Annotated in this window: 25 protein-coding genes, 1 tRNA gene and 1 pseudogene; 21 read left to right on the top strand and 6 right to left on the bottom strand. The window is 56.6% G+C overall.

The annotated features are described in order from the left end of the window. The first annotated feature begins 115 nt into the window (after positions 1-115). The 7 genes from HU731_RS06650 (at position 116) to HU731_RS06620 (ending at position 7,797) form a co-directional block, all read left to right on the top strand. Positions 116-634 (top strand): DUF2059 domain-containing protein, encoded by a 519-nt coding sequence (locus tag HU731_RS06650; RefSeq protein WP_105227472.1) that lies wholly within the window; start codon positions 116-118, stop codon positions 632-634. Positions 635-640: 6 nt separating this feature from the next. Continuing rightward, the gene (locus HU731_RS06645; RefSeq protein ID WP_186606786.1) at positions 641-934 is read left to right on the top strand and encodes a BolA family protein; all 294 of its coding nucleotides are present in this window, start codon (positions 641-643) and stop codon (positions 932-934) included. A gap of 101 nt (positions 935-1,035) precedes the next feature. Beyond that, positions 1,036-1,977: an oxygen-dependent tRNA uridine(34) hydroxylase TrhO gene (gene trhO / locus HU731_RS06640; protein ID WP_014719256.1), complete on the top strand. Its 942-nt coding sequence runs from the start codon at positions 1,036-1,038 to the stop codon at positions 1,975-1,977. Positions 1,978-1,980: 3 nt separating this feature from the next. Beyond that, positions 1,981-2,616 carry a DsbA family protein gene (locus HU731_RS06635; protein ID WP_186606785.1) on the top strand — a complete coding sequence of 212 codons (636 nt, stop codon included), beginning with the start codon at positions 1,981-1,983 and terminating at the stop codon, positions 2,614-2,616. After that, complete coding sequence (locus tag HU731_RS06630; protein ID WP_186606784.1) at positions 2,609-4,411, top strand: ABC transporter ATP-binding protein; 1,803 nt, start codon at positions 2,609-2,611, stop codon at positions 4,409-4,411. The genes HU731_RS06635 and HU731_RS06630 overlap by 8 nt, the downstream gene beginning before the upstream one ends. 71 nt (positions 4,412-4,482) lie before the next feature. Continuing rightward, positions 4,483-6,945 (top strand): EAL domain-containing protein, encoded by a 2,463-nt coding sequence (locus HU731_RS06625; RefSeq protein ID WP_186606783.1) that lies wholly within the window; start codon positions 4,483-4,485, stop codon positions 6,943-6,945. 78 nt (positions 6,946-7,023) lie between these two features. Beyond that, the gene (locus HU731_RS06620) at positions 7,024-7,797 is read left to right on the top strand and encodes an iron-containing redox enzyme family protein (protein WP_189661118.1); all 774 of its coding nucleotides are present in this window, start codon (positions 7,024-7,026) and stop codon (positions 7,795-7,797) included. Positions 7,798-7,840: 43 nt separating this feature from the next. Here HU731_RS06620 and HU731_RS06615 read toward each other — a convergent pair whose 3' ends face one another. Both HU731_RS06615 and lldD read right to left on the bottom strand, forming a co-directional pair. Beyond that, the gene (locus HU731_RS06615) at positions 7,841-8,767 is read right to left on the bottom strand and encodes a GGDEF domain-containing protein (RefSeq protein ID WP_186606781.1); all 927 of its coding nucleotides are present in this window, start codon (positions 8,765-8,767) and stop codon (positions 7,841-7,843) included. Positions 8,768-9,179: 412 nt separating this feature from the next. Further along, on the bottom strand, positions 9,180-10,310 hold the full coding sequence (gene lldD, locus HU731_RS06610; RefSeq protein ID WP_003192725.1) for an FMN-dependent L-lactate dehydrogenase LldD: 1,131 nt from the start codon (positions 10,308-10,310) through the stop codon (positions 9,180-9,182). 100 nt (positions 10,311-10,410) lie between these two features. Between lldD and HU731_RS06605 the strand changes: the two genes are divergently transcribed. From HU731_RS06605 to HU731_RS28320, 3 genes and pseudogenes are all read left to right on the top strand, one after another. Beyond that, positions 10,411-11,334 carry a LysR family transcriptional regulator gene (locus HU731_RS06605; protein ID WP_186606780.1) on the top strand — a complete coding sequence of 308 codons (924 nt, stop codon included), beginning with the start codon at positions 10,411-10,413 and terminating at the stop codon, positions 11,332-11,334. A gap of 33 nt (positions 11,335-11,367) precedes the next feature. Beyond that, a tRNA-Asn gene (locus tag HU731_RS06600) sits at positions 11,368-11,443 on the top strand. Between the two features lie 70 nt (positions 11,444-11,513). Further along, positions 11,514-11,684 (top strand): annotated as a pseudogene (locus HU731_RS28320) (ParA family protein); the annotation flags it as partial. A gap of 328 nt (positions 11,685-12,012) precedes the next feature. On the opposite strand, the gene HU731_RS06595 reads toward HU731_RS28320, so the two are convergent. Both HU731_RS06595 and HU731_RS06590 read right to left on the bottom strand, forming a co-directional pair. Next, positions 12,013-12,387, bottom strand: coding sequence for a hypothetical protein (locus tag HU731_RS06595; protein WP_044274447.1), 375 nt, complete (start codon positions 12,385-12,387; stop codon positions 12,013-12,015). 743 nt (positions 12,388-13,130) lie between these two features. Next, entirely contained in the window at positions 13,131-13,976 is an 846-nt protein-coding gene (locus HU731_RS06590; protein WP_186606779.1) for a helix-turn-helix domain-containing protein, read from the bottom strand. Between the two features lie 83 nt (positions 13,977-14,059). On the opposite strand from HU731_RS06590, the gene HU731_RS06585 reads away from it, so the two are divergent. From HU731_RS06585 to HU731_RS06535, 11 genes are all read left to right on the top strand, one after another. After that, positions 14,060-14,683: a glutathione S-transferase family protein gene (locus tag HU731_RS06585; protein ID WP_186606778.1), complete on the top strand. Its 624-nt coding sequence runs from the start codon at positions 14,060-14,062 to the stop codon at positions 14,681-14,683. Between the two features lie 126 nt (positions 14,684-14,809). Further along, entirely contained in the window at positions 14,810-16,153 is a 1,344-nt protein-coding gene (locus tag HU731_RS06580) for a SidA/IucD/PvdA family monooxygenase (protein ID WP_186606777.1), read from the top strand. Between the two features lie 64 nt (positions 16,154-16,217). Next, positions 16,218-17,540: a diaminobutyrate--2-oxoglutarate transaminase gene (ectB, locus tag HU731_RS06575; RefSeq protein ID WP_186606776.1), complete on the top strand. Its 1,323-nt coding sequence runs from the start codon at positions 16,218-16,220 to the stop codon at positions 17,538-17,540. Continuing rightward, on the top strand, positions 17,530-18,435 hold the full coding sequence (locus HU731_RS06570; protein WP_032896059.1) for a DMT family transporter: 906 nt from the start codon (positions 17,530-17,532) through the stop codon (positions 18,433-18,435). Before ectB ends, HU731_RS06570 begins: the two co-directional genes overlap by 11 nt. Before the next feature lie 289 nt (positions 18,436-18,724). Next, positions 18,725-19,141, top strand: a complete 417-nt coding sequence (locus HU731_RS06565; RefSeq protein WP_225931627.1) for a ParA family protein — start codon at positions 18,725-18,727, stop codon at positions 19,139-19,141. A gap of 124 nt (positions 19,142-19,265) precedes the next feature. Beyond that, entirely contained in the window at positions 19,266-19,826 is a 561-nt protein-coding gene (locus HU731_RS06560; RefSeq protein WP_029290777.1) for a TetR/AcrR family transcriptional regulator, read from the top strand. Between the two features lie 702 nt (positions 19,827-20,528). Continuing rightward, positions 20,529-21,083 (top strand): OsmC family protein, encoded by a 555-nt coding sequence (locus HU731_RS06555; protein WP_029290780.1) that lies wholly within the window; start codon positions 20,529-20,531, stop codon positions 21,081-21,083. A gap of 72 nt (positions 21,084-21,155) precedes the next feature. Further along, complete coding sequence (locus tag HU731_RS06550; protein ID WP_029290782.1) at positions 21,156-21,929, top strand: SDR family NAD(P)-dependent oxidoreductase; 774 nt, start codon at positions 21,156-21,158, stop codon at positions 21,927-21,929. A gap of 92 nt (positions 21,930-22,021) precedes the next feature. Next, entirely contained in the window at positions 22,022-22,612 is a 591-nt protein-coding gene (locus HU731_RS06545) for a TetR/AcrR family transcriptional regulator (protein ID WP_029290784.1), read from the top strand. A gap of 3 nt (positions 22,613-22,615) precedes the next feature. Then, complete coding sequence (locus tag HU731_RS06540; protein ID WP_029290786.1) at positions 22,616-23,314, top strand: DsbA family oxidoreductase; 699 nt, start codon at positions 22,616-22,618, stop codon at positions 23,312-23,314. 64 nt (positions 23,315-23,378) lie between these two features. Further along, positions 23,379-23,708 (top strand): thioredoxin family protein, encoded by a 330-nt coding sequence (locus HU731_RS06535; protein ID WP_029290787.1) that lies wholly within the window; start codon positions 23,379-23,381, stop codon positions 23,706-23,708. Positions 23,709-23,737: 29 nt separating this feature from the next. On the opposite strand, the gene kefC is transcribed toward HU731_RS06535, so the two are convergent. Both kefC and kefF read right to left on the bottom strand, forming a co-directional pair. After that, entirely contained in the window at positions 23,738-25,564 is a 1,827-nt protein-coding gene (kefC, locus tag HU731_RS06530; protein WP_186606775.1) for a glutathione-regulated potassium-efflux system protein KefC, read from the bottom strand. Beyond that, positions 25,565-26,086 (bottom strand): glutathione-regulated potassium-efflux system oxidoreductase KefF, encoded by a 522-nt coding sequence (gene kefF, locus HU731_RS06525; RefSeq protein WP_094773853.1) that lies wholly within the window; start codon positions 26,084-26,086, stop codon positions 25,565-25,567. Between the last annotated feature and the right edge of the window lie 59 nt (positions 26,087-26,145).

Here is a 26,145-nt window from a genome sequence, read left to right as displayed (position 1 = left end):
CACCGCGCCCCGTGAAACCGGGGCTTGCCATGGGGTGGGGTTGAGCCGCGAGGTTTTTTAGGCGCAGAATGGTCGCCCTTGGGGTCTTACCTCGCCTGCTAGAAAAGGAAACTCGATGACTCGTCTTCGTGCCATCTGTACCGCGGTTGCTCTGGTTTGCGCCAGCGGCCAGGTTCTTGCCGATACCGCCAGCCACAACGCCAGTGCCGAAGCCTTCCTTACCCTGGCCCATGCTGACAAGCTGGGGACCCCGGTGTACATGCAAGTGCAGCAAATGTTCGCCCAGCGTTTCGAACAGACCAAGGCGCCTGCCGCCAAGCAGTCCGTGCTGGACAGCTACCAGGCCAAGGCCAACGCCGCTCTGGACCAGGCCATCGGCTGGCCGAAGCTCAAGCCTGACATGGTCAAGCTCTACACCACCAACTTCAGCGAATCGGAGCTCAAGGACCTGGTAGCGTTCTACAAGTCGCCACTGGGCAAGAAAGTTTTGGAAAAAATGCCACAGCTGACCCAACAATCGGCCCAGATGACCCAGGCCAAGCTGGAAAGCGCCGTACCGGTGGTGAACAAGCTGTTGGAAGACATGACCAACGAGCTGGCGCCAAAAGCCGCCGCACCGGCCAAGAAGAAGTAAGCAGGAATGACCATGCAACAGCGTATCGAAACGGCCCTTGCCGCCCTGGCCCCGGAATATTTGAGCGTGCTGGATGAAAGTCACATGCACAGCCGTGGGTTGCAGACCCACTTCAAGGCCGTGCTGGTCAGCCAGCAGTTCGAGGGGCTCAACCGCGTCAAGCGCCACCAGAAGGTCTACGCCACCCTGGGTAGCCTGATGAGCGAATTTCATGCGCTGGCGCTGCATACCTATACGCCCGAAGAATGGGCGACAATCGACGCAGCCCCGGCCTCGCCGACCTGCGCCGGCGGACATTGACGGGGTAACCCTGATAGAATCCGCAACGCGCCGCTTAGCCGGCGCGTTTTTTTTGCATCCGGTTCACCCCTTACGAGGGTAGCCACCTGGAGAGAACACCCATGACTCAACCGATTGTCGTGGCGGCACTGTATAAGTTCGTCACCCTCGAAGATTACGTCGCCCTGCGCGAGCCTCTGCTGCAGGCGATGGTCGATAACGGCATCAAAGGCACCTTGCTGATCGCCGAAGAAGGCATCAACGGCACCGTTTCCGGCAGCCGCGAAGGCATTGACGGCCTGATGGCCTGGCTGAAAAAAGACCCGCGCATGGTCGACATCGACCACAAGGAATCCTACTGCGATGACCAGCCGTTCTATCGCACCAAGGTCAAGCTCAAGAAAGAGATCGTGACCCTGGGCGTCGAAGGCGTCGACCCGAATAAAAAAGTCGGTACCTATGTCGACCCGCAGGATTGGAATGCGTTGATCAGCGACCCGGAAGTGCTGTTGATCGACACCCGTAACGACTACGAAGTGTCCATTGGCACCTTTGAAGGCGCAATCGACCCGAAAACCACCAGTTTTCGCGAATTTCCCGACTACATCAAAGCCAACTTCGACCCGGCCAAGCACAAGAAGGTCGCCATGTTCTGCACTGGCGGCATTCGCTGTGAGAAGGCGTCGAGCTACATGCTCAGCGAAGGCTTCGATGAGGTCTACCACCTCAAGGGCGGTATCCTGAAGTACCTCGAAGAGGTGCCCCAGGAAGAAACCAAATGGCAGGGCGACTGCTTTGTGTTCGACAATCGCGTGACCGTGCGCCACGACTTGAGCGAAGGCGACTACGATCAATGTCATGCCTGCCGCACACCCGTGAGCGTAGAAGACCGCGCCTCCGAGCATTACGTGGCGGGCATCAGTTGCCCCCATTGCTGGGATAAGCTGCCGGAGAAGACCCGTCGCAGCGCAATCGACCGCCAGAAGCAGATCGAACTGGCCAAGGCCCGCAACATGCCGCACCCGATTGGTTACAACTACAAGCAAACCCCTTCCGAGGCCTGAGCCATGTCTGCGCGCCTGCTCTATGTAATGGACCCGATGTGTTCCTGGTGCTGGGGCTTTGCCCCGGTGGCACAAGCGCTGGTGGAGCAGGCCCAGGCGGCCGGCGTGGACGTGCACCTGGTGGTGGGCGGCTTGCGCACCGGCAGCGGCGCTGCGCTGGAGCCGACTACCCGGCGTTATATCCTTGAACACTGGCAGGCCGTCACCGACGCCACCGGCCAGCCGTTCAAGCGAGAAGGCGCGTTGCCCGACGGCTTTGTCTACGACACCGAGCCTGCGTGCCGCGCGATCGTCACCGCACGCAGCCTGGCGCCGGATTGCGCCTGGAAGCTGCTGGGGCTGATCCAGCGCGCGTTCTACGTCGAAGGCCGGGACGTGACCCTGGCTCCTGTGCTGGTGGAACTGGCCGAGCAGGCTGGGATTCCACGCATCGAGTTTGCCGGCGAGTTCGACCGTGCCAATCAGCACGCGGCCACGGCGGCTGATTTTACCTGGGTGCAGGACCTGGGCATTGCCGGGTTCCCGACCCTGCTGGCCGAGCGCAACGGCCAGTTGGCCTTGCTGACCAATGGTTACCAGCCGCTGTCCGAGCTGTCGCCGTTACTGGGTCGATGGCTGGAGCGAGCTGCCTGTGTATGAACAGCCTCCACGCACCGACCGCCTGACCTGGGCGGAAATTCGCCGCCTGGCCCTGCGTCACAAGAAATCCCTGTGGGTCGCCAACGGTGTCGCCGTGCTCGCCACCCTGTGCAGCGTGCCTATCCCGCTGTTGTTGCCGTTGCTGGTGGACGAAGTGCTGCTGGGCCATGGCGATGCGGCCCTCAAGGTGATGAACCTCGCGCTGCCCCTGGGTTGGCAAAAAGCTGCTGGCTATATCGGCCTGATGCTCATGGTCACCCTGGCCCTGCGCTGCGGCGCGCTGGTGTTCAACGTGGTGCAGGCGCGGCTGTTTGCGCGCTTGGCCAAGGACATCGTGTACCGCATCCGCGTGCGCCTGATCGAACGCCTCAAGCGTATCTCCCTGGGTGAGTACGAAAGCCTGGGCAGCGGTACGGTCACCACCCACCTGGTGACCGACCTGGACACCCTGGACAAATTCGTCGGTGAAACCCTCAGCCGTTTCCTGGTGGCGATGCTGACCCTGGTCGGCACCTCGGCAATCCTGGTGTGGATGCATTGGCAACTGGCGTTGTTGATCCTGTTGTTCAACCCGTTGGTGATCTACGCCACGGTGCAGTTGGGCAAGCGCGTCAAGCACCTCAAGAAGCTGGAAAACGACAGCACCTCACGCTTTACCCAGGCGCTGACCGAAACCCTGGATGCCATCCAGGAAGTGCGCGCCGGCAACCGCCAGGGCTTTTTCCTCGGGCGCCTGGGCCAACGTGCCCAGGAAGTGCGTGACTACGCGATTCATTCCCAGTGGAAAACCGACGCATCGAGCCGCGCCAGTGGCTTGCTGTTCCAGTTCGGCATCGACATCTTCCGCGCCGCGGCCATGCTCACCGTGTTGTTTTCCGACCTGTCCATCGGCCAGATGCTCGCGGTGTTCAGTTACCTGTGGTTCATGATTGGCCCGGTGGAGCAACTGCTGAACCTGCAATACGCCTATTACGCGGCGGGCGGTGCGCTGTCGCGCATCAACGAGCTGCTGGCGCGTGCCGATGAGCCGCAATACCCAGGCGGCGCAGACCCGTTTAGCGGGCGCGAAACGGTCGGCATCGAAGTGCGTGGCCTCGACTTTGGCTACGGCGAAGACCTAGTGCTCAATCAGTTGAACCTGGCCATCGCACCGGGTGAGAAGGTGGCGATTGTCGGCGCCAGCGGCGGCGGTAAAAGCACCCTGGTGCAACTGTTGTTGGGGCTCTATACGCCCCAGGCCGGCAGTATTCGTTTTGGCGCTGCCACCCAGCAGGAGATCGGCCTGGAAACCATCCGCGAGAACGTCGCGGTGGTGCTGCAACACCCGGCGCTGTTCAACGACACCGTGCGCGCCAACCTGACCATGGGCCGTACCCGCACCGATCAAGCCTGCTGGCAGGCGCTGGAAATCGCCCAACTGGATGCTACTGTCAAGGCACTGCCCTTGGGCCTGGACAGCGTGGTCGGGCGCTCGGGCGTGCGCTTCTCCGGTGGTCAGCGCCAACGCCTGGCCATTGCCCGCATGGTGCTCGCCGAGCCTAAAGTGGTGATTCTGGACGAGGCCACGTCTGCATTGGACGCGGCCACCGAGTACAACCTGCACCAGGCACTGGCGCGGTTTCTCAGCGGGCGTACTACACTGATCATCGCCCACCGGCTGTCTGCGGTGAAGCAGGCTGACCGAGTGCTGGTGTTCGATGGCGGGCACATTGCCGAGGACGGCGACCATCAGCAGTTGATTGCCGATGGCGGGTTGTACGCCAAACTGTACGGACACTTGCAACAAGTACGTTGATTTAGCTTAGGCTGTGCTATCGGGAGCGGATTTTCGCGTGCGTATTAAGCTGTGCATGTGTAAGGGACTTCATGAAGCAAAAGCGGACTCTCGGAACGCCACGCCTGTTGGGTATTGTCTGGCCCTTTATCGCCGTCGTGTTGTTCCAGGCATTGTTAGGCTGCGTCAGTCTCTACGTGCTTTCGGCAGTGCGGGGCTATGTGGCGGGCGAAAGCCTGTGGTCCAAGGGCCAGAAAGATGCCATTTACTACCTGACCCTCTACGCCGATAACCGCAACGACGCCACCTACCTCAAATACCAGCAGGCCATTGCCGTGCCCCAGGGCGGGCATGAATTGCGCATTGCCCTGGACCGTCCCAATCCCGACATGGAGGCCGCCCGCCTGGGGATTCTCAAGGGCGGCAATCATCCGGACGACGTTTCCAGCCTGATCTGGCTGTACCTCAACTTCCGCCATTTCAGTTACCTGGAAAAAGCCATTGAGCTGTGGACAGTGGGTGACGGCTATCTGGTGCAGTTGGATGAGCTGGCCCAGGAGATGCACGGCGCCATTACCTCCGGCTACGTCAGCGATGACGATGTCCATAGTTGGAAGGCGCGCATCACGGCCATCAATGAAGGGGTGACGCCCGCCGCCAAGGCGTTCAGCGATGCCCTGGGCGAAGGTTCGCGGATGATCCTGCGCCTGTTGTTGATCACCAACCTGGCGACCGCCCTGGGCCTGATCGTGTTGGCGTTGCTGCGCACCCACAAGTTGCTGGCCCAGCGTCATGCCTTTGCCGATGCGCTGCAAGCGGAGAAGGAGCGGGCGCAGATCACGTTGGAGTCGATTGGCGACGGGGTGATTACCACCGACGTCGACGGGGCTATTGCCTACATGAACCCTGCAGCCGAAGCCTTGACCCACTGGCGCTCGGAGCAGGCCCAGGGCCTGCCGCTGGCGGCGCTGTTCAAGCTATTGGATGAAAACGCCGAGCCCGACGGCTTCACCCTGATTGAACACATCGTCAAGGGCCAGTTCAGCGGCGGCAGCGAGCATTCCAAGCTGATCCAGCGCCTGGACGGCAGCACGGTCTCGGTCACTCTGGTGGGCGCGCCGATCCGCAGCGCCGGCAAGATCAGCGGTGCGGTGCTGGTGCTGCACGACATGACCCAGGAACGCCAGTACATCGCCAACCTTTCCTGGCAGGCCACCCACGACGCCTTGACCGGCCTGGCCAACCGTCGCGAGTTCGAGTTCCGCCTTGAACAGGTGCTGCAACAGGTCGCGCGCCAGCAAAGTGGGCGCCATGCCTTGATGTTCCTCGACCTCGACCAATTCAAGCTGGTCAATGACACCTGTGGCCACGCGGCGGGTGATGAGCTGCTGCGCCACATCTGCGCGTTGTTGCAGTCGGACCTGCGCGAGGGCGACACCCTGGCTCGGTTGGGCGGCGACGAGTTTGGCATCCTGCTGGAAAACTGCCCGGCGCCGGTGGCGGAAAAAATCGCCGAGAGCCTGCGCCATACCGTGCAGAGCTTGCACTTCGTTTGGAAGGGGCGGCCCTTCATGACCACCGTCAGCATCGGCCTGGTGCATATCACGCAAACCCCGACCACCCTGGAAACCTCCCTGCGTGCCGCCGACATGGCGTGCTATATGGCCAAGGAAAAAGGGCGCAACCGCGTGCAGGTCTACCACGTCGATGACTCGGAATTGTCTCTGCGGTTTGGCGAGATGGCCTGGGTGCAGCGGCTGCATATCGCCCTTGAGGAAGACCGCTTTTGCCTCTACGCCCAGGAAATTGCGCCGTTGGGCACTACCGACGCCGGCAATGGGCACATCGAAATTCTCTTGCGCCTGCATGACGAAGCGGGGCGGATCATTTTGCCCAACAGTTTTATTCCGGCGGCCGAGCGTTACGGTTTAATGACGTCCCTGGACCGTTGGGTAGTGGAAAACGTATTCAAGATTATCGCCCGCTGCATGCATGAGCGTCCGGGCCGACCCATGGCCATGTGTGCGATTAATCTGTCAGGAATAACCATTGGCGACGATGACTTTTTAGGATTTTTACGTCAGAAATTCGATACTTACAACATTCCACCGGAAATGATTTGTTTTGAAATAACTGAAACCAGCGCTATCGCCAATTTGGGCAGCGCGATTCGATTTATTAATGAACTCAAAGCGTTAGGCTGCCATTTTTCCCTCGATGACTTTTGCGCCGGAATGTCCTCATTCGCATATTTGAAACATTTACCTGTAGACTTCCTGAAGATCGATGGAAGTTTCGTAAAGGATATGCTGGACGACCCGATTAACCGCGCCATGGTCGAAGTGATCAACCACATCGGCCACGTCATGGGTAAGCGCACAATTGCCGAGTTTGTTGAAACACCGCAGATCGAACAGGCTTTACTTGAGATAGGTGTGGATTACGCTCAGGGCTACCTGATTGAACGCCCGCAATTGTTTACCTTTGATAGCCTGCAGTGCCGCCCTGAGCGGCCGCAGCCACTGTTATTCAAGGCGCCCGGCACTTTCCGCTGAAACATTTGCTGGTCTGTACAATCACACTTGAAAAGGAGCCCCACAGTGATCGACACCTTCAACAGAACCGGCCCGCTTATGGAAGCCTCGAGTTACCCCGCCTGGGCGCAGCAACTGATCCAGGACTGTAGCGAGAGCAAGCGTCGGGTTGTCGAGCACGAACTGTATCAGCGCATGCGTGACAACGCCCTCAGCGCCAAGACCATGCGCCACTACCTCATTGGTGGTTGGCCGGTGGTGGAACAGTTTGCCTTGTACATGGCGCAGAACCTGACCAAGACCAAGTTTGCCCGCCATCCAGGGGAGGATATGGCGCGCCGTTGGCTGATGCGCAACATTCGTGTGGAGCTCAACCATGCCGACTACTGGGTCAATTGGGCGCGGGCTCACGGCGTCAGCCTTGAAGAACTGCAAGCGCAGGAGGTGCCGCCCGAGTTGCACGCCCTGAGCCATTGGTGCTGGCACACCAGCTCGGCGGATGCGTTGATCGTCGCGATTGCCGCCACCAACTACGCGATCGAGGGGGCGACGGGGGAGTGGTCCGCCGTGGTCTGCTCTACCGGTGTGTATGCCGCCGCCTTCCCGGAGGAAGATCGCAAGCGGGCGATGAAGTGGCTGAAGATGCACGCCCAGTACGACGATGCCCACCCTTGGGAAGCCTTGGAAATCATCTGCACCCTGGCCGGGACCAACCCGAGCAAGGTCTTGCAGGAAGAGTTGCGCCAGGCGGTGTGCAAGAGCTACGACTACATGCACTTGTTCCTGGAAAGCTGCATGCGTCTAGAGAATGCGGAGAAAGACAAGGCGCCAGCCGTTCGCGAGCGCCCTGTGCGCATCGCCAGCGAGGCGTAGCGGTAACTGTGGAGAGGGACAAGCTCCCTCTCCACAACTGACCTTACCCCGCCATAGCCAAGCGGTTACGACCTTCGCGCTTGGCTACATACAACGCATTGTCGGCCCGACGCAGCAGGCTTTCAGCCGATTCTGCCGCCAGCAATGTCGAGCAACCGAGGCTCACGGTCAGTTCGATTCGCGTGCCCTCCACCCAGTAGTCCTGGGCTTGTGCCGCCTGGCGCAGGCGCTCTCCCACCATCCGCGCGGCATCGCGCCCGGTGTTGGAGAGCAGGATCAAAAACTCTTCCCCACCAAACCGGAACACCATGTCCACGTTGCGCAGCTGGCGTTTGATCGCCCCGGCCACGGCGCGCAGGACATTGTCACCGGCAGCATGCCCATGGGTGTCGTTGATTTTCTTGAAGTGGTCGATATCCAGCATCAACAACGACAGCGGGTGCAGGTGCCGGCGTGCCATGTCGATTTCTCGCTGCAGCGTCTGGTCCATGGCCACACGGTTGCCGGTTTCGGTCAACGGGTCACGCAGGGCGCTGCGGGTGGCGGCGCGGTAGAGCAGGGCGTTGCGCATCGGATAAGGCAAGGTCACCAGCAGCAGTTCAAGCTGGCTCAGTTCCTCTTCAAGCAACCGCTGGTTGCGACGAAAGACCAGTTCCCCCAGATGCTCGCCTTCATGGCTCAGGGTGTAGCTGACGGAGTGATGACCCCGGTGGCCAAACTCCAGACGCAGGTCGCTCGCGGCGTGACGGTATTGCAACGCGTCCAGCGGCACCAGGCGCTGAACCTCACGAAAGAACAGGCCCAGGATGCGCTCCGGCTCCAGGCTGGTCTGCAACTGCTGGTTCAGTTGCTGGCGAAGTTCGGCGAGGGTGGCGGGGCGGCGTGGACGTAAGGATGGCTGGCCAAATCCCAGGCGTTGCAATTTGGCACTGTCAAAGTCAATTGCGTTGGTCTGGGTGGGGGTTTTCATAAGCGGGTGGCCTCTAAGCACTGGGCTGTCTTACAGGCGGGATGAGAGTGGCGAGTGCCAAGCGTCTTACTGATCCGTCAGTTCCGTAAAACATTGGAAACAGTTTAAACCGCTTTTCCTTGGGTTATAACCCCGGGGCACTGCCGCACGTCTTGTCATCGCCGAACCTGCTTGAACAGTACTAGAGCGAGATTCATGCCAAGTGTATTTGGATGGTGAAAATCCTTATAAATCAATTAACTAATTTTTAAGTAAGAAAAGTCCGTTAAAGCATGGCGCCAGTTATTTGGCTGATTTGGGCCGGCGTTACTGCCGGCCCGGTTAACCTTACTGTTTCGGTGGGGCGAGTTGTTTGTCGCAAATAAACAACGCTTCGGTTATTCGTGAACAAAGTACATCGCACCCATCACCACTAGACCAGGGTGGTACGGTCGATTTGCGCGATGGAGGTGACCCCGGTCAGGGTCATGGCCACGCGCATTTCCTTGGCAAAGATGTCCAGCAGGTTCTCCACCCCATGCTGGCCCTCGGCGGCCAGCGCGTAGGCGGTAGCGCGCCCCAGCAAACACGCCTTGGCACCCAGGGCGAGCATGCGCACCACGTCGAGCCCGGAGCGAATGCCCGAGTCCACCAGCACGGTCAGGTCATCGCCCACCGCTTCGGCAATCGGCGGCAACGCCTTGGCCGTGGAGAGCACCCCGTCGAGCTGGCGGCCGCCATGGTTGGAGACCACGATGCCGTCGGCCCCGAAACTCACCGCGTCCTTGGCATCCTGCGGGTCGAGGATGCCCTTGATGATCATCGGGCCTTTCCAGAACTCGCGGATCCACTCCAGGTCTTTCCAACTGATCGACGGGTCGAAGTTGTTGGCCAGCCAGCCAATGTAGTCCTCAAGGTGGGTGGGTTTGCCCAGGTATTTGGAGATATTGCCCAGGTCGTGGGGGCGGCCCATCAAGCCCACATCGAAGGCCCATTGCGGCTTGGTTACCGCCTGCAACATGCGCCGCTGCGCCGCATAGGGGCCGGACATGCCCGAGTGCGCGTCACGGTAGCGTGCGCCCGGTGTCGGCATGTCAACGGTGAACACCAAGGTAGTCACCCCGGCGGCCTGCGCCCGTTCCAGAGCATTGCGCATAAAACCGCGATCCTTGAGCACATACAGCTGGAACCAGATCGACTGCGGGCTCTGCGAAGCCACTTCCTCAATCGAACACACCGACACCGTCGACAGGCAAAAGGGGATATGTTTATTGGCCGCCGCCTTGGCCGCCTGCACTTCACCGCGTCGCGCGTACATGCCGGTCAGGCCGACCGGGCTGAGGATCACCGGCATCGCCAGTTCGGTGCCGAACAGCTGGGTGGTAAGACTCAGGTCGTCGACATTGCGCAGGATGCGTTGACGCAGGCTGATCTCGGCCAGGTCCGAACTGTTGGCGCGCAGCGTGTGCTCGGCGTAGGCGCCGCCGTCGATGTAATCGAACAGAAAGCGCGGCAACTTGCGCTTGGCCGCAGCGCGGTAGTCGGAAGCGGACGAGATGATCATCGACGGTGTCTCCACAGGGCAAAGTGCTACACCCTAAGCAAAGTTATGCCATGATGAAAACAACTTTTATCACTTCCATCCAGTCGCAAAAGGAATACTGATGAACCTGCGAACCTTGCGTGCGTTTGTCGAAGTGGTGCGCCAGGGCGGGTTCTCCCAGGCAGCCGAAGTGGTTGCCCTGACCCAGTCCACCGTCAGCAAAGCGGTCAAGACCCTTGAGGACGAGTTGGGCATGCCACTGCTCAATCGTCTCGGCCACAAGAACGAACTCACCGCCGCCGGCGAAATTGCCTACCGCCGCGCCTTGGTAATGCTCGCCGAACGCACCGACCTGATGGCTGAAATCAACGACCTGCGCGGCCTCAAGCGCGGCGTGCTACGCATCGGCCTGCCGCCGGTAGGGTGCGGCGTACTGTTCGCGGCCATGTTTGCCACTTACCGCAGCCGCTACCCGGGCATCGACATCGAACTGACCGAATACGGCAGTAAAAGGCTGCGCGAATGCCTGGAAGCAGGGGAGGTGGACCTCGCCGCCTTGCTGCTACCGGTTGATGAAGGCTTCGACTACCAACCGGTGCGCAACGAGCCATTGATTGCCGTGTTGCCCATAGGCCACTCACTGGCCCAGCGCGAACGCATCGACTTTACCGATCTGGCCGACTCACCGTTTATCCTGTTCGAGGCCGGCTTTGCCCTCAATGCCAAGATCCTCAGCGCGTGCGAGCGTAAAGGCGTGACCCCCAAAGTCACCGCCCGCAGCGGGCAGATAGATTTTATCGTCGACCTGGTCGCCGCTGGGCTGGGCGTCGCCTTCCTGCCCCGGATGCTGGCGCACAAACACCAACACCCCGGCATCGCCTTGATCCCCCTGGACGAACCCCACACCGATTGGCACATCGCCCTGGCCTGGCGCGCCAGCGCCCACCTGCCACCGGCAGCGCGAGCCTGGTTGGAGCTGGCCAGGGAACCGTCGTATTCAAGCGAGCAGGGGGGCGATTTACGGAAAGTGTCAGAGGATGCTTGACTTCTTCTTTTTAATCAGTAACATACGGCGCATTCCGCGATAGCTCAGTTGGTAGAGCAAATGACTGTTAATCATTGGGTCCCTGGTTCGAGTCCAGGTCGTGGAGCCAGATAGAGAAAAGCCTGCAGAGATGCAGGCTTTTTTTTGCTTGGGATTTGACCCAGCAATCCAAACGCTTACAGGTCATTTCCAAGACCTGCATCCCTAATCTCTCACTGATCCATTCCAATGATCCGATAAATCAGCTTGGAAGTTTGTTGCTTCATGCTGCTGATGGACGCTTTCGCCTCAAGAATTTGATACCGGCGTTCGCTCAGGATTTCGATTTGATCCTTGTCGACACGGGGGGAAGAGGCATGTATAGGCAGCTTCGAGGGTGTCGCCTAAGCGGCTGCCCAAGTCGCCGAAGCTCGCAGGTTGCTCTAGGTAGGCAGCTTCGTACCAAGCGCACTCTGTGAAGACGACGGGCAGTTTGAACCGTTGAGTTTGCAGCGGGGTGAGCTTTTCGAGTTTCATGTGTCTCTCCGAAAAAAGCCCAAAACGGAGAGACACGTCGCCCGTACGGGGAGTGTTACCCGCATGGGCTGAATAGGTATGTATCAGGACACAGACATGGCCGATGCCTTAGAGCTAATAGACCACAGGTTGGTTAGTGATGGCTGAGGGTGTCGCGATGGATCAAGATGTGACGACTTTCCCGTAAACCTCGTAAAGGCTCTTCAAAATGGGGAAGCCAAAACAGAGAACCAGGAGCCAGAATTGCCAACGAAGCACCGTTATGTTTGATTCTAGTTTTGACACTGAGCTTTGAAATTGACTGGCTTGGCGTTCGACCAGTGTTCGCAAATCCGCGCCTTGCTCCTTAATCAAGGCGGTGAGGTCAGTACGTAATGCAGTGATCGAACCCTGAAGGTGCGACTCGGTACGCTCTAAGTCGGATATTGAAGCGAAATCTTTCACATCGTCCTCCCATGCATCTACAACAGCTTTAGCTTTGTTATTTGGCACACTGATGGATGTCAGCGCGTCATATAAGGCAAGCGATATTTTCATCATGTCTCCTGCGATTGGCAAGTGACGTAAAGACCCCACCTGACGGCAGGTTCCCGTCACAGTGAGGGTTTTGCATCCGATCGGCGAGAATGTCGACGACTGTTCGCGCTACCGAATGCTTTGCGAACTACAGCTGATCAACGCGGATAGCGTGGTGACCTTCAAGATCCATGTCACCTAGGCAACTGCTGTCTACGACAGCGAACCAGTCCAGATAATCGACTTAAACGTTATGGCGATCCAGTCAGACATTTCTTGGAATATTGTAGGAAACGTGCGGCATCTAGTGAGCTGCGCGTTCTGGACCCGTTTGGGGGGAGTTAATGACAGCCAAATTGATCCGGTTTGCCTGTGGCTCCGCCTTAGTTTAAGACTGGTGTTCTGTAAGTCTATCGCTGTAATTACTCTTACAAGGCTTTGCGGCATCCCCCTCATGACAATCGGCGTGACAAACACCGAAGTCACCCGCAACGGCGATACAGATAATGGTGCTGCAGCCCACGCAATGGAGTGCACCTGACTGACAGTCAGGCATGCCCCAGTCATCGCTTCACTGCCTTCACCCGACTCAGAATCTCGCGGCGTCGGTTTCGTCAGCCAGTGCAGTCTCCACCCGCGCACTTCTGCGCAAGTGAGCCACCGGCATGCGGCTGCGCGAGGCCATTTTTTGGCCGAATTAACGCGCTTAAAAAGTGAGACCGAGCACTACGGCAAGGTCAACATCCAAGATGGCACTTACAGGCTCAGGCACTGCTGTTACGGAAACTGCCCGGTGTAATGCCGACTACTTTTTTGAAGGCCCGGGTCATGTGGCTTTGATCGAAGAAGCCGCAAGTGAATGACGCTTCTGCGAGACTGGACCCGGTGCGCAGCAGTTTTTGGACCTGGGCGATTCTTTTCTGGATTTGATAGCTGTGAGGGGAGATGCCAACGCTTTTTTTGAACACCCGGATCAGGTAAAGAGGGTCGAGGTTCACCAGTTGCGCCAGTTCTTCCAGCGACAGATGTTTATCGAACTCGTCTTCGAGCTTCTTCTTGATCTTTTGCACGGCGTGTTGCTCAGCCGCAGTGACTGGTTCGATGGGCGCTCCGCTGCGCTCGAAAAGCGCTGTCACCAGATCCAGAAGGATAGTTTCCCGCTCAAGACTGGGTGGGGATTTTTCAATGAGTTGATGTTGATGCAAAAAGATCCGGGCGAAGTCGGGGGCCTGGCTCAGAGCTGTTTGAAAAAGGTGAATATGATCCTTTGAAAAGCGCCCTTGAAACACCACACGATTGACCCATTCGGGGTCGATATAGAGCATTCGATACATCCAGCCCTCGTCGTGGCCTGGCAAGCCGTCGTGGATCTCCCCAGGGGTAATGGTGACCACACTGCCAGCGACCCCCATGTAGTAACTGCCGCGATAAAATAGCTTTTCAACACCGCTACTTATAACGCCGATAGCGTATCTGTCATGTGAATGTCGGCCGAAAGATTGGGTGCTATAACGCGCAGATAGCAACTCGCAGTCGCCTTCGGGTATACGCCAGAATTGAACAAAATCCTTATCTTTTTGAGGGGCTTTTTCACTGCGAATCCCGTCCATCCATTGTCCAGTTTTGTGCAATACGTATGAAAAAAAGGTCGCTAAATTTAGCACCTATTTCATAAAACAAGCTAGGGGATGCGATGTCTACAAAACTGGTAATTGGGGATTTTAATAAGTCGTCATGGTCATTTCGTGCGTGGCTGGTTCTTGTGACAGCCGACGTTTCGTTTGAAACCCTTCAGCTGAAACTGGAACAGAGCGACACCCGCCAGCAAATCCTCGAACACTCGCCTTCTGGCCGAGTCCCGGCACTGTTACTCAATGGCATAGTGATCAACGACAGCCTGGCCATCAGCGAATACGTTGCCGACGCCTATCCTGGCACCAACCTCTGGCCCCAAGACCCGCAGGTCAAAGCACTCGCGCGCGCCGCAGCGGCGGAGATGCACTCCGGCTTCACGCACCTGCGCACACAGATGTCGTTCGGACTGAACACCGGTGATACCCCTGAAACGCTTACCGCACAGACGCGTGAAGAAGTCATGCGCGTGTTCGATATCTGGAACAACCTGCGCGCGCTGAGCGGTTCGAAGCAGTTCCTCTGCGGCGACTTCGGCATTGTGGATGCCATGTTTGTTCCGGTGGTATTTCGTTTCCGTCGTTATGGTATTGCCATACCGGCACAACTGCAGGGATATGTCGACAACATCCTGGCGTATGCACCGGTACAACAATGGTTGAAGCTGGCGGCACAAGAAGTTTAAAGAACAGCACTACCGATATCGATTAAAGATAACGACAAACAACTTTTGTTGACCGCATGCAGGAAAGACCTCAGGGGCTTTTCTGCTTTGCCGAGTCTGACTTTTGTAATAAATGGGGATAAAGCTGTGAGTGTTCATAACGTTAATACCAGTGATTCAGGGCGTGACGGGCAAGTCTACGATGTCATCGGTATAGGTTTTGGGCCCGCGAACATCGCCTTGGCCATTGCCCTGGAAGAATTAGGCTTTGCGGGAACACGCCTGTTCCTGGAGCGCCAGGGCAGTACGAAATGGCAACCGCAGATGATGCTGTCGGGCAGCGATATCCAGAATCATCCGAGCCGCGATCTGGTGACGCCACGCAACCCGCGCAGCCGCTACACCTTCACCAACTTCCTGTTCGAAAATGATCGGCTTTTCGAGCACCTCAATCTTGGTTTGGAGTTTCCGCTGCGCAGCGAATTCGCCGAGTACGTGCGCTGGGTCGCGGGTTTCTTTGCCAAAGACGTGGTTTACAACCAGGCCGTGACATCGATTCAGGCAGACCCTGTCAGCAACCTGTATTGCGTGACTACGCAAACCGGGAGCAAGTTTTTTGCCCGCTCGCTGGTCGTCGCACCCGGGCGGACACCCGTGATCCCGCAGGCATTCACCGACTGCGCCGCCGATCAGGTTTTCCATTTGACCCAGTACCTCGGGCGGTTGGCGCAACTAGCGCAACAGCGCGAGTTGAAGCGGGTCGCGGTAGTAGGCGGCAGCCAGAGTGCGATCGAGATCATGCTGCACCTGCGCCATAGCTACCCACACCTCGAGATCATCAACATCCAGCGCGGCTACGGTTTCCGCCTCAAGGACACCAGCCAGTTCAGCGAGCATGTGTACTTCCCGTCCTTTGTTGACCAGTACTACAACAGTTCCGCCGAAGCGAAGAAGAACATCAACCGCCACTTGCATTACACCAACTACTCCGCTGCCGACGCCGACGTGATCTCGGAGTTGTATGTAGGCATGTATGAAGACAAGTTGCAGGGTAAAAACAGAACCACCATCAAGAGTTTCAGTGACATCCAGGCTTGCACAGCCACCGGCCACAGCTACTCGCTGACGCTACTGGACACCCAGGCCGGGACCACCGAACAACTGCCTGAGTTGGACGCTGTCGTGCTGGCTACCGGATTCCGCAACCTGGGCACCGGCACCCAAGACGAACGTTTCCCCGCCATTCTGCGCGACCTGGCCGAAAGCCTGGACTGTGATACCCAGGGCGTGATTCGCATCGGACGTGATTATCGCCTGTCCGCGCGCGCAGGCTGCAACTTACCGGCGCTTTACCTCAACGGTTTGTGCGAGTCGTCCCACGGCTACGGCGATGCAGGCTCCTTCAGCCTGTTGTCGCTGCGGGCCCGGGAAATTTTCACGTCGTTGAGCGAACAACTGGGGCTGGAAGACGCCGCAGAAAAAATCGCCTGAGTCGCCTTTGATCGCACGCACCTCGACCCCTTATATGAGTAGGCCGTAAATGGAAATTTCAGGAATGGATGAGTTGGGTATATTTGCCGAGGTCGAGTCCCAGGCGCGAAGTTATTGCCGCAGTTTCCCCGTGGTCTTCGACCAGGCTCAGGGCAGCTATCTGTACGACCTCAAGGGTCAGGCCTACATCGACTTTCTAAGTTGCGCCGGCTCGGTCAACTATGGTCACAACCCTAAACCGGTCAAGGCAGCGGTAATCGACTACTTGCAGCGTGACGGGATCCAGGCGGCGCTGGACATGCACAGCCGGGCCAAGCAGGAGTTTCTCTTCAACTTGCGCAAGATCATTCTTGAGCCACGGGCGCTGTCTTACAAAATGCAATTTACCTCGCCCACGGGCACCAGCGTGGTGGAGTCGGCCATCAAACTGGCGCGCAAGGTCACCGGGCGGCAGCACATCGTAGCGTTCACCAATGGCTTTCACGGGATGTCGAACACCTCGCTGGGGCTGACCGGCAACCGCGATAATCGCCAACCTGGCGTCGACCCCTATGTGTTCCGCATGCCCTACGACGGTTACCTAACAGGTCTGGATTCCGTCGAGTATTTCGAACGTTTGCTGAACGACAATAGCTCTGGCATGGATCTTCCGGCGGCGGTGATTCTGGAAACCATTCAGGGCGAAGGCGGAATCAACGTAGCGTCCGCCGACTGGCTGGTGCGCTTGCGCAAACTGACGGCTGAGCACGACATCCTGCTGATCATCGATGACATCCAGGCCGGTTGCGGCCGCACCGGGACCTTCTTCAGTTTCGAGCCGTCCGGTATCACCCCGGACATGGTCTGCCTGTCGAAATCCCTCAGTGGTTACGGACTGCCGTTCGCCCTGCTGCTGCATCGTCCAGAGCTGGATCAATGGTCGCCCGGCGAAGACAACGGCACCTTCCGTGGCAACACCCTGGCCTTCGTCGCAGCGACCAAAACCTTGCAGGAATTCTGGAGCGACGACCGTCTGGTCAAGCATATCCATGCCAATGAAACGCTCCTAAAGACCTGGTTCGCCAAGGTCACCGAGCGCTTCGCTGTGCATATCAAGCAGGTGCGTGGGCGCGGGCTGTTTTATGGCATCGAGTTCTACGATGCGTCCTTGACCGCCGCGGTCACGCGCGCGTGCTTTACGCGCCGATTGATCATCGAGCGCTGCGGCCCGCAAGATCAGGTGCTCAAGTTGATGCCGGCCCTGACCATCGATGCAGACACCCTGCAGAGCGGACTGGCGAGCATTTTCGAGGCCATGCAGCAGGTACTGGAATGCCCCCCGTCCAGCGAATCGGACACTGATACAGATACGTTGCGCTTTACCAATGAGGTCTCCCATGTCGACTAATAACAACCGGGCAATCATCGAGCTGACCATCGGCGGGCTGATGCTCAGCCTGTCAGCACTGGCGGTGGCTTTCGCCCATATCGGCGCTGGTGGTGCCGGATTCTATCGGATGCTGATCGCCTCGATCCTGTTCTTCCTGCTCCTCAAGGTGCGCAAGACGCCGGTGCGACTCAAAAGCGCCAAGGCCCAGCTCTACACTGCATTGGCCGGAGTATTTCTGGCGATCGACCTGGTGCTGTGGCATCAGAGCATCTACATCGTTGGCCCGGGCATCGGATCGATCCTGACCAACTGCCAGGTGTTCTTCATGACCTTGCTGGGGCTGTACCTGTTGAAAGAAAAGCCCTCGATCTACTTCCTGATTTCCATCTCGCTGGCCTTCGTCGGGCTGTACCTTTTGCTGTTGCCGGAAATGACCAGCGGAGTCGGGATCAAAGGCGTGGTGTATGGGGTGCTGTCGGGGCTGGCGTATGCCATTTGCGTGTACTTCCTGAAGCTCAATACTCAGCTGCCTGATGGTGGCGGTGACAAGATTGCGCAGATGCTCAACTTGAGTCTGTGGGCAGCCCTGGTATTGCTGGTATACGCGCTGGCGACCGGGGAAAGCCTGGCCATCGTGGACGGACAAACCTTGGTGATGCTGGTGATTTACGGGGTACTGGTGCAATTCGTCGGTTGGCTGCTGGTCAATCGTTCGATCGGCGCCCTCAGCCTGGGGTTGGCCGGACTGATCCTGCTGCTCGAACCGGTGATCACTTACTTCATCGACGTCGCTTTTCTCGGCAAGGCAAGCTCCTCGCTACAGATCGCTGGCGCGCTACTGACTATCTTCGCGGTGTACATCGGCTCAATCAAGCCGCCGGAAAAGGCTCAGAACTTACCTGAGGCTATCTGACGGATGGGGTGTCACGGCATCTGTGAACCGGGTTGCGTGCCCCCAATCGGTAAGCGGAATGCACGCAACTGCGGTGTTCATGGTGATCCAGGAGTTTCCATAAAGTATCGGATTAATTAGGATAACCTCAGGGATATAATTTTATATATTTTGTACAATGTCTTTGTAAAACTTTTACTTATTTTTCTATTCGAGCCCGGGTCGTGCCAGATAGAGAAAAGCCTGCAGAAATGCAGGTTTTTTTTGCTTGGGATTTGACCCAGCAATTCAGACGCTTAGCGCGCTTAGCATGACGCCATCTCTAATCCTTCGATTTAGAGGTAAGGCCAATGAAAGTCGCAGCAGTCGTTTCAACCAAAGGCGGGCCGGGAAAACCACGGCTGGTGTCAATCTAGGCGCGTTCTGCGCCGACGCGGGTCTTCGGACCTTACTCATCGATCTCGATACCCAGCCGTCACTGTCCTCGTTCTATACGCTAACGTATGAGACTCGGGGCGGGAACTGCCAACTGATCGCCAATGACGAGACGCGTGCCAATCAGGTCATTTCCAAGACCTACATCCCTAATCTCTCACTGATCCATCAGAATGATCCGTTAAATCAGCTTGGAAGTTTGTTGTTTCATGCTGCTGATGGACGCTTTCGCCTCAAGAATTTGATAACGACGTTCGCTCAGGATTTCGATCTGATCCTTGTCGACACCTAGGGCGCACGCTCCGTTGTGCTCGAAATCGGCAAATCGCATAGCTAGCTCAGTTCAGAGTTCGGACGCTGTCTTATGATGTGTGACTAATTTATGATGCCCAGATGATAAATTTGGATTCAGAATCATGAGTACACGTTCAGACCTTTTGACCAGCGCCGAGGTTCTGCTGCGCACGAAGGGCTACGCGGCCTTCAGCTATGCCGACCTTGCGGACGACATCGGCATTAAAAAGGCGAGTATTCACCATCACTTCCCCACCAAGGAAGGCTTGGCAATTGCCATCGTCGAGAGCTACCTGTTCCGGTTTAAAAAGCAGCTGGACGCTATCAATGATGAACACGTCAGTGTTGTCGACCGGCTGAATGCGTTCGCCTTGATGTTCGCACACAGCAGTCTAAACGGGATGCTCCCACTCTGTGGAGCCCTCGCCGCAGAGCTTCTGGCCCTGCCTGAAAGCCTCAAAGAAATGACAAAGGATTTCTTTGAGATCCATCTCACTTGGCTCCAAGCAAACATTAAGCAGGGTCAAGATCGAGGAGAGCTTAAAGCCGACCTGGATGTAATCAGAGTTTCAAGGTTCATATTGAATACTTTGGAAGGTGCGAGCTTTGTTTCTTGGGCGATGAGCGATGATTACGAGAAATCTTCGGGATTTGATTTGATTTTATCTACCCTTCGTCACTGAAAACTCTAGCAAGCACACTTATCGACTCTATCGCTGCATTCCCTTTCCAGGGGGCATCTTTCATCGCTGTATCTTTAGTACATCTTTCAAAAGCTTCTCGATTTGGTCGCCTGCCAAGAGCAGGCGGCCTTGAGTTATTTGATTCAGGGCCGCGTGCCGATCTACGCTTGTATCAATTAGTGCAGACTAAAATCCACCGAATAGATCACTCGGTATTATCTGGTGTGCGGTAGATTTGCAGCCAATGACGCGAAGGCTTGCTTGTAGGCGGCGCTTTTTCGTGATCGCGAATTGTACAGTACCGTCCATGCTTAGCGACGACCGCGCTCTTGGCTGCGTTCAAAGTGACTTCTTGAAACGAACCTCCATCTCGCCCCAACACGTGCCCTGGTGCATAAGCAGCCATAAAACCTCCCTGATTTTTATCCATGTGGTGACGGCCTTATGCCATCAATTCGTACGATCACACAAATTTCACCCGATGCATAGAGGTGTGAAAGATCGTTTCATGGCGTCGCTTTCGAAGTGACTCTGTTGGTCACGACACTCACTGTGTTGTCATCAATATTCCCAATTCCTCTATGCAGCCTAGCTTTTCAAAACTATTGGTATCGTCACCTCTCTTGTAAGCCAACCTACTACTTGGTAGGCTTGTTTCTCTTCCGGTCTAATCGTCCGGCTTATCTGAAGAGGAACGTCCACATGAGCAGCAACCTGAATGGTATCGATGTCGCCGCACTCCAGAATTTCGCCGAAGGCGTTGCTGGTGATGCGACCAAGCGCCACGCAAGCTTCAACGTTAAAACCGCTTGGAAGGGTCAGACCCGTTCTGTAGCCAAAGTCAGCCGTTACAGCTTGGCCGGTGAGACCTATTCCCGCGATTTTGAAATTGCAGCCGATGAGCCGAATGAATTGCTGGGCGAGAACACCGCGCCCAACCCTCAGGAGCTGCTGATGGCTGCTCTAAACGCCTGCATGTCGGTCGGCTATGCCGCCAATGCCGCAATGATGGGCATCAAGATTCACAGCCTGGAAATTGAGACCGACGGCACTCTCGACCTGCGTGGCTTCCTGGGGATCGACGAAAGCGTTAACCCAGGCTACGACGAGGTGAGTGTCGTGATTCGCCTGCACACAGATGCTTCGCGTGAGCGTGTTGAGGAGCTGCACAACGTGGTGCTCAAGACTTCGGTCAACTACGCCAACTTCTCTAAAGCCATCCGCATGCTCCCTAAGCTCGAAGTCATCGAAGGCTAACTGTCCTGGTCACAGGTCAGCACGGCACCTGGCCGCTGACCACCTCTCACTTATCTGATACCGGAGTCTGTAATGGACGATTTTTTTAAAGGCAAAAAACTGTTGGTCGTCGGCGGCACGAGCGGCATGGGTCTGGAAACAGCGCGCCAGTTTTTAAAGGCGGGTGGCAGCGTGGTTCTCACCGGCAGTAAACAGGATAAAGCCGATGCTGTGCGCGCCGAGCTGAGTCCGCTGGGGAACGTATCAGTGATCGTTGCCAACCTCATGACCGAGGAAGGGATGAATCATGTACGCAGCGAAATCAATGCCAACCACAGTGACATCGGCTTTATGGTGAACTCTGCAGGCATATTCATTCCGAAGCCTTTCATCGAGCACGATGAGGCTGACTACGACATGTACCTGGATCTGAACCGCGCCACATTCTTTATCACGCAGGCAGTGGTCAAAAATATGCTTGCTGCCAAGCGCGAAGGCTCCATTGTCAACGTCGGTTCGATTGGCGCGCAAGCTGCGCTGGCCGGCTCTCCAGCAACTGCTTATTCGATGGCCAAGGCGGGCCTGCACGCAGTCACTCGAAACCTGGCAATTGAATTGGCTCACTCAGGTATCCGAGTCAATGCCGTTTCGCCTGGCATCGTTCACACCTCGATCTATGAAGGCTTCATGGACAAGGAAGCGATCCCGGATGCGATGAAGTCGCTAAACGATTTCCACCCACTGGGTCGAGTCGGTGTTCCTGAAGACGTCGCCAATACCATCCTCTTCTTACTATCCGATAAAACCTCCTGGGTGACCGGTGCTATCTGGGATGTTGATGCAGGGGTGATGGCGGTACGTGCCTAAACACCGAGGCAAGCGCTGCGTGAAGCGCCTCTCATTGGGGCGCGTTCCAGCAGTTGCTTCGGTGACAAGGGTGCTGGCTGTAGGAGTTTCAAATGTCTATCACGACAAAAGCCGCGCTGCTGAGCTACGCGGAAACCCAGATGCGCTCAAAGGGTTACTCAGCGTTCAGTTACGCGGATCTCGCAGCGAAAGTCGGTATTAGAAAAGCCAGTATTCACCATCACTTTCCTACCAAGGAGTGCTTAGGCGCGGAGCTTATCAACGACTACATCGCTCGGTTCAACGAGACGTTGGTGTCAATCGAGATCATGCATCCCGAGCCACAGCAGCGCTTACAGGCTTTTTCCCGACTTTTCGTGATAAGCGCGAATGAGGGGCTGCTGCCGTTATGCGGCGCCTTGGCGGCAGAAATGGCTGCGTTGCCTTTGTCGCTCCAAGGCCTCACAAGGGACTTCTTCAATTCGCAGCTCACCTGGCTCCAAAGCACCCTCAATGACGCAGTCCGGCAGCACAGCTGGTTGCTGGGAACATCTGTTGAGCACTTCGCTTTCATGCTGCTGAGCATGCTGGAGGGAGCAAGCCTCATTGATTGGACACTGGGCCGCTCAGCCGACCCGTTGGCTGGCTTTAACCATCTGCTTGAAATAGCCGCAATGCAATCTTCACTTCTCCGTGCAGGATAAATTATGCAAACCCCTTCGAAAAAATATGTAGTCGATATCTGGTCTGATTATGTGTGTCCTTGGTGCTGGATTGCCAAGCGTCGTTTTGAAAAAGCGCTCGAAAACTTCCCGCAGAAAGACGATGTACAGGTCAACGTTCGGGCCTATCGACTGGCTGCAAATCACGCCCCTGAACCGATGGTCGCAGCACTGAAACGTAAGCTCGGCAACCCAGATTCCGCAGCAGCGATGATGAACACTGTGAGTAAATATGGCCAGGCCGACGGGCTGGATTACCGCTTCGACACTATGATGTTCGGCGATACTGCTGATGCTCATGTCTTGGTGAAAGCGGTTGAAGACGGGGCAGTGAAAAAGCGCCTTGTGGAAGCGCTGTACGAAAAAAGCACCAGCCACGGTAAGTCACTTTTTGATCGCGCCAGCTTGGCGGTGATTGCGAAAGATGCAGGTGTGTCGGATGCGGCAATTCAATTGGCGTGGTCATCTGTAGAACTGCGCGTAGAGATGGAAGCGGATGAGCATTTCGCCGCCCAGTTGGGTTCTGGCGTGCCTCTCTTTGTCTTCAACGAAGAATTCTCTGTTTCCGGTGCACAACCTGAAGCTGCTTTTCTTGACGCGCTCAATCAAATGGTAGAAAGCGCGAAAGTCGACGATAGCTCATTGATAGGCCAAGTCTGCGGCGTCGATGGCTGCAAAGTTTGATCGGCAACGGAACGTGGCACTCACAAGGTGCCCCCTTTTCCTTAACACAACACGTGAGACCCAAATGAGCCGTATCGTTGAGTTGAGCGCTCCCCAATTTGCCCGCTTTGTTGCCAAAGGCAGCAGTGTCGTACTGTTCTCAGCATCTTGGTGCAAACCTTGTAAAGAGATGAAGCCAGTCTTCGTGGACTTGGAAGCAAAGCTCCATGCTCTGGCAGTGTTTGGAAAAATTGATATTGCGGTATCACCGACGATTGCGCAGATGTATGGCATTCGTACTGTGCCGTCCTTGGCAGTGTTCCACGAAGGCCGATTGTTGAAAGTCTTCGCCGGGTCTAAATCAGTTTCAGCCTTGAAAAAAGCAATCGTCACTGAGCTGGAGGACGCTAGCTAAACAAGCATCCTCCTCGACCGGTAAGTCAGTCAGCTATCTGACTCGCTGCGTGGAAGGCTCACCTTTCCTGGGCCTGCGTCAATTGGATGAGCGCGGTCTTCATTGAATATTTCCGTTAGTAAAGCGTTGGCTCGTTTGTAAGCGTCGTACTTGAATTCGGTATCGTCCTCGGGCTGAGCGGCCATCTCTTCTAGCATTTCCAAGTTAAGGCGACGGAATCGATCCGCACGCTCACGAGCTTCGTAGCGTCCTATCCCGAGTTGCTCCAAAGCCCTGCGCCCCAGGGACAATGCGCTTTCAAATGTCTCTCGCTCGACTTCTTCCACACCCATCTGACGTAGGGTAATGATGTGCCCCATATCTCGAGCGCGCACCACCAGTTTTAGGGATGGAAAATGCTCCTGGGCCAACTTGGTCAGTGCAAGGTTATCGTCTTGATTGTCGATGGCGTTGATCAGCACCACCGCTTGGGCAGCACCCGCAGCGAGCAGTAAATCGAGGCGGGTGGCATCCCCGTAGAACACCTTGACCCCGAACTTACGCAGCGTCTCGATGTGGTCTGGATCATGATCCAAGACCACTACCTCAAAACCACAGGACATCAACAGACGCCCAGCGATCTGACCGAATCGACCGAAACCAGCAATGATGACCCGAGGATTGCTCTGATCAATGGTGTCAGCTTCATTACTGCCCTGTTTGCTCGACGACTCCAGGTGATTGAGCAAAAGGATCAACAAAGGCGTCACGCACATCGACAACGCCACCGCTAGCGTCAGACTCTTACACCAAGGGTCGACCAGGATGCCGGCGACGGTCGCTGCGCCAAAGACTACAAAGGCAAACTCACTGCCTTGGCCAAGGAACACCGCCTGCCATGAACGCTGGTCACTAGGGACATTCAGAAAGCGACCCAGGAGCTTAATCACGAGCAGTTTGATCAGGATGAAGCCCAAGGTCAGGGTGATGACTTTCAGTGGCGAATCGATCAGCGTGCCGAAGTCAATAGACATCCCTACACCGATAAAAAACAGACCTAGCAACAGTCCTTTGAAGGGTTCGATATCGCTTTCCAGAGCATGGCGATACTCCGAGCTGGCCAAGAGAACGCCGGCGAGGAAAGCGCCCATGGCCATGGATAAGCCGGCCTCTTCCAACAAGAGACCGAACCCGAACACCAGGAACAATGCGACGGCACTGAAGATTTCCCTCAAGCCGGAGCGCGCTACAAAGCGAAGGACAGGGCGAGATACGTATTGGCCCAGGAGAACCACTGCGACAATCGCTCCGACGATTTTTGCGATGGACAGGGCCAACTCTGCACCTGAGGGCGTACCACCATTTGCGGCTAGCAGTGGGATCATGGCCACGAGGGGAATCGCTGCGATGTCCTGGAAAAGCAACACAGCAAAGCTACTGCGGCCCACGGCGGTCGAGGTCATGTTTCGCTCGTTCATGGCCTGCATCGCAATAGCGGTTGAAGATAGGCTCAATGTTAGCCCGACCAACAACGCAGCCGTCCAATTCAAGCCAAGTGCAGCGCAAAACACTGCGATGGCCGCACCGCATACCAGCATCTGCAACGCGCCGCCGCCGAAGACCATGCGGCGCATGGCCCAAAGACGTTTGGGGTCGAGTTCGAGACCAATGATGAACAGCATCAACACCACGCCAATTTCAGCAAAGTGCAGGATGGACTCGACATCGGTCACAAGCTTCAAACCCCATGGGCCGATCAGGCAGCCGGCTATTAAGTAGCCTAGAACCGGGCCAAGCCCTAACCGAACGGCGATTGGGACTATCAAGGCAGCTGAGCCCAGGTAGATCAGCATTTCAATCAGACTATGAGTGTCCATTCAATCTTCCTTCCATGACGTCAGGCGTTCGCCATAAATATGGATCTGCTTGAGCAGTGCGGTTTGATCTGCTCTGTAAGCGCCATGGACTGCAACTGGGCTTAGCCAATGCATCCCGCAGTAACTCGCCGTTGCCTGAAGGGGCTGAGACAGTACGGCAAAACCTGGGTAGTCGCCGCCTTCAAAATGATCATGCTCACCGCCAGTGGTCACGGCCCACAGCATTTTTTTGTTTTTCAAGGCAGTAGCGCCCGCGCCGTAGGCCCAGCCCTGTGTGAAAACCTTATCGATCCACAGCTTCAGGAGAGGTGGGGAGCTATACCAGTACAGAGGGTGTTGCAGAACGAGGAGATCTGCCTGTTCCACCGCCCTCTGCTCAGCTTCAACGTCGATATTGAAATCGGGATATAGGTCGTACAGCGAACGTATTACGACATCAGGATGATTGGCTGCTAGCTTAAGCATCAGCTTGTTGACGTGAGATTTGTCAGGGTAAGGATGGGCGTAAATGATCAGAATCACGGAGTAATCCCCACAAACCTGGCGTTCTTTAAGAACGGAAAAAGCTCCCTGTTCGCTGA

The sequence above is a fragment of the Pseudomonas salmasensis genome, from assembly GCF_014268375.2.
Classification (GTDB): domain Bacteria; phylum Pseudomonadota; class Gammaproteobacteria; order Pseudomonadales; family Pseudomonadaceae; genus Aquipseudomonas; species Aquipseudomonas salmasensis.
This window is presented reverse-complemented; position numbering and strand designations above follow the sequence as displayed.

Excerpts from the sequence above, each read along its gene's own strand:
- HU731_RS06650 (WP_105227472.1), top strand. The coding sequence starts at position 116 with ATGACTCGTCTTCGTGCCATCTGTACCGCGGTTGCTCTGGTTTGCGCC.
- HU731_RS06645 (WP_186606786.1), top strand. The coding sequence starts at position 641 with ATGACCATGCAACAGCGTATCGAAACGGCCCTTGCCGCCCTGGCCCCG.
- trhO (WP_014719256.1), top strand. The coding sequence starts at position 1,036 with ATGACTCAACCGATTGTCGTGGCGGCACTGTATAAGTTCGTCACCCTC.
- HU731_RS06635 (WP_186606785.1), top strand. The coding sequence starts at position 1,981 with ATGTCTGCGCGCCTGCTCTATGTAATGGACCCGATGTGTTCCTGGTGC.
- HU731_RS06625 (WP_186606783.1), top strand. The coding sequence starts at position 4,483 with ATGAAGCAAAAGCGGACTCTCGGAACGCCACGCCTGTTGGGTATTGTC.
- HU731_RS06620 (WP_189661118.1), top strand. The coding sequence starts at position 7,024 with ATGGAAGCCTCGAGTTACCCCGCCTGGGCGCAGCAACTGATCCAGGAC.
- HU731_RS06615 (WP_186606781.1), bottom strand. The coding sequence starts at position 8,767 with ATGAAAACCCCCACCCAGACCAACGCAATTGACTTTGACAGTGCCAAA.
- lldD (WP_003192725.1), bottom strand. The coding sequence starts at position 10,310 with ATGATCATCTCGTCCGCTTCCGACTACCGCGCTGCGGCCAAGCGCAAG.
- HU731_RS06605 (WP_186606780.1), top strand. The coding sequence starts at position 10,411 with ATGAACCTGCGAACCTTGCGTGCGTTTGTCGAAGTGGTGCGCCAGGGC.
- HU731_RS06595 (WP_044274447.1), bottom strand. The coding sequence starts at position 12,387 with ATGAAAATATCGCTTGCCTTATATGACGCGCTGACATCCATCAGTGTG.
- HU731_RS06590 (WP_186606779.1), bottom strand. The coding sequence starts at position 13,976 with ATGGACGGGATTCGCAGTGAAAAAGCCCCTCAAAAAGATAAGGATTTT.
- HU731_RS06585 (WP_186606778.1), top strand. The coding sequence starts at position 14,060 with ATGTCTACAAAACTGGTAATTGGGGATTTTAATAAGTCGTCATGGTCA.
- ectB (WP_186606776.1), top strand. The coding sequence starts at position 16,218 with ATGGATGAGTTGGGTATATTTGCCGAGGTCGAGTCCCAGGCGCGAAGT.
- HU731_RS06570 (WP_032896059.1), top strand. The coding sequence starts at position 17,530 with ATGTCGACTAATAACAACCGGGCAATCATCGAGCTGACCATCGGCGGG.
- HU731_RS06565 (WP_225931627.1), top strand. The coding sequence starts at position 18,725 with ATGACGCCATCTCTAATCCTTCGATTTAGAGGTAAGGCCAATGAAAGT.
- HU731_RS06560 (WP_029290777.1), top strand. The coding sequence starts at position 19,266 with ATGAGTACACGTTCAGACCTTTTGACCAGCGCCGAGGTTCTGCTGCGC.
- HU731_RS06555 (WP_029290780.1), top strand. The coding sequence starts at position 20,529 with ATGAGCAGCAACCTGAATGGTATCGATGTCGCCGCACTCCAGAATTTC.
- HU731_RS06550 (WP_029290782.1), top strand. The coding sequence starts at position 21,156 with ATGGACGATTTTTTTAAAGGCAAAAAACTGTTGGTCGTCGGCGGCACG.
- HU731_RS06545 (WP_029290784.1), top strand. The coding sequence starts at position 22,022 with ATGTCTATCACGACAAAAGCCGCGCTGCTGAGCTACGCGGAAACCCAG.
- HU731_RS06540 (WP_029290786.1), top strand. The coding sequence starts at position 22,616 with ATGCAAACCCCTTCGAAAAAATATGTAGTCGATATCTGGTCTGATTAT.
- HU731_RS06535 (WP_029290787.1), top strand. The coding sequence starts at position 23,379 with ATGAGCCGTATCGTTGAGTTGAGCGCTCCCCAATTTGCCCGCTTTGTT.
- kefC (WP_186606775.1), bottom strand. The coding sequence starts at position 25,564 with ATGGACACTCATAGTCTGATTGAAATGCTGATCTACCTGGGCTCAGCT.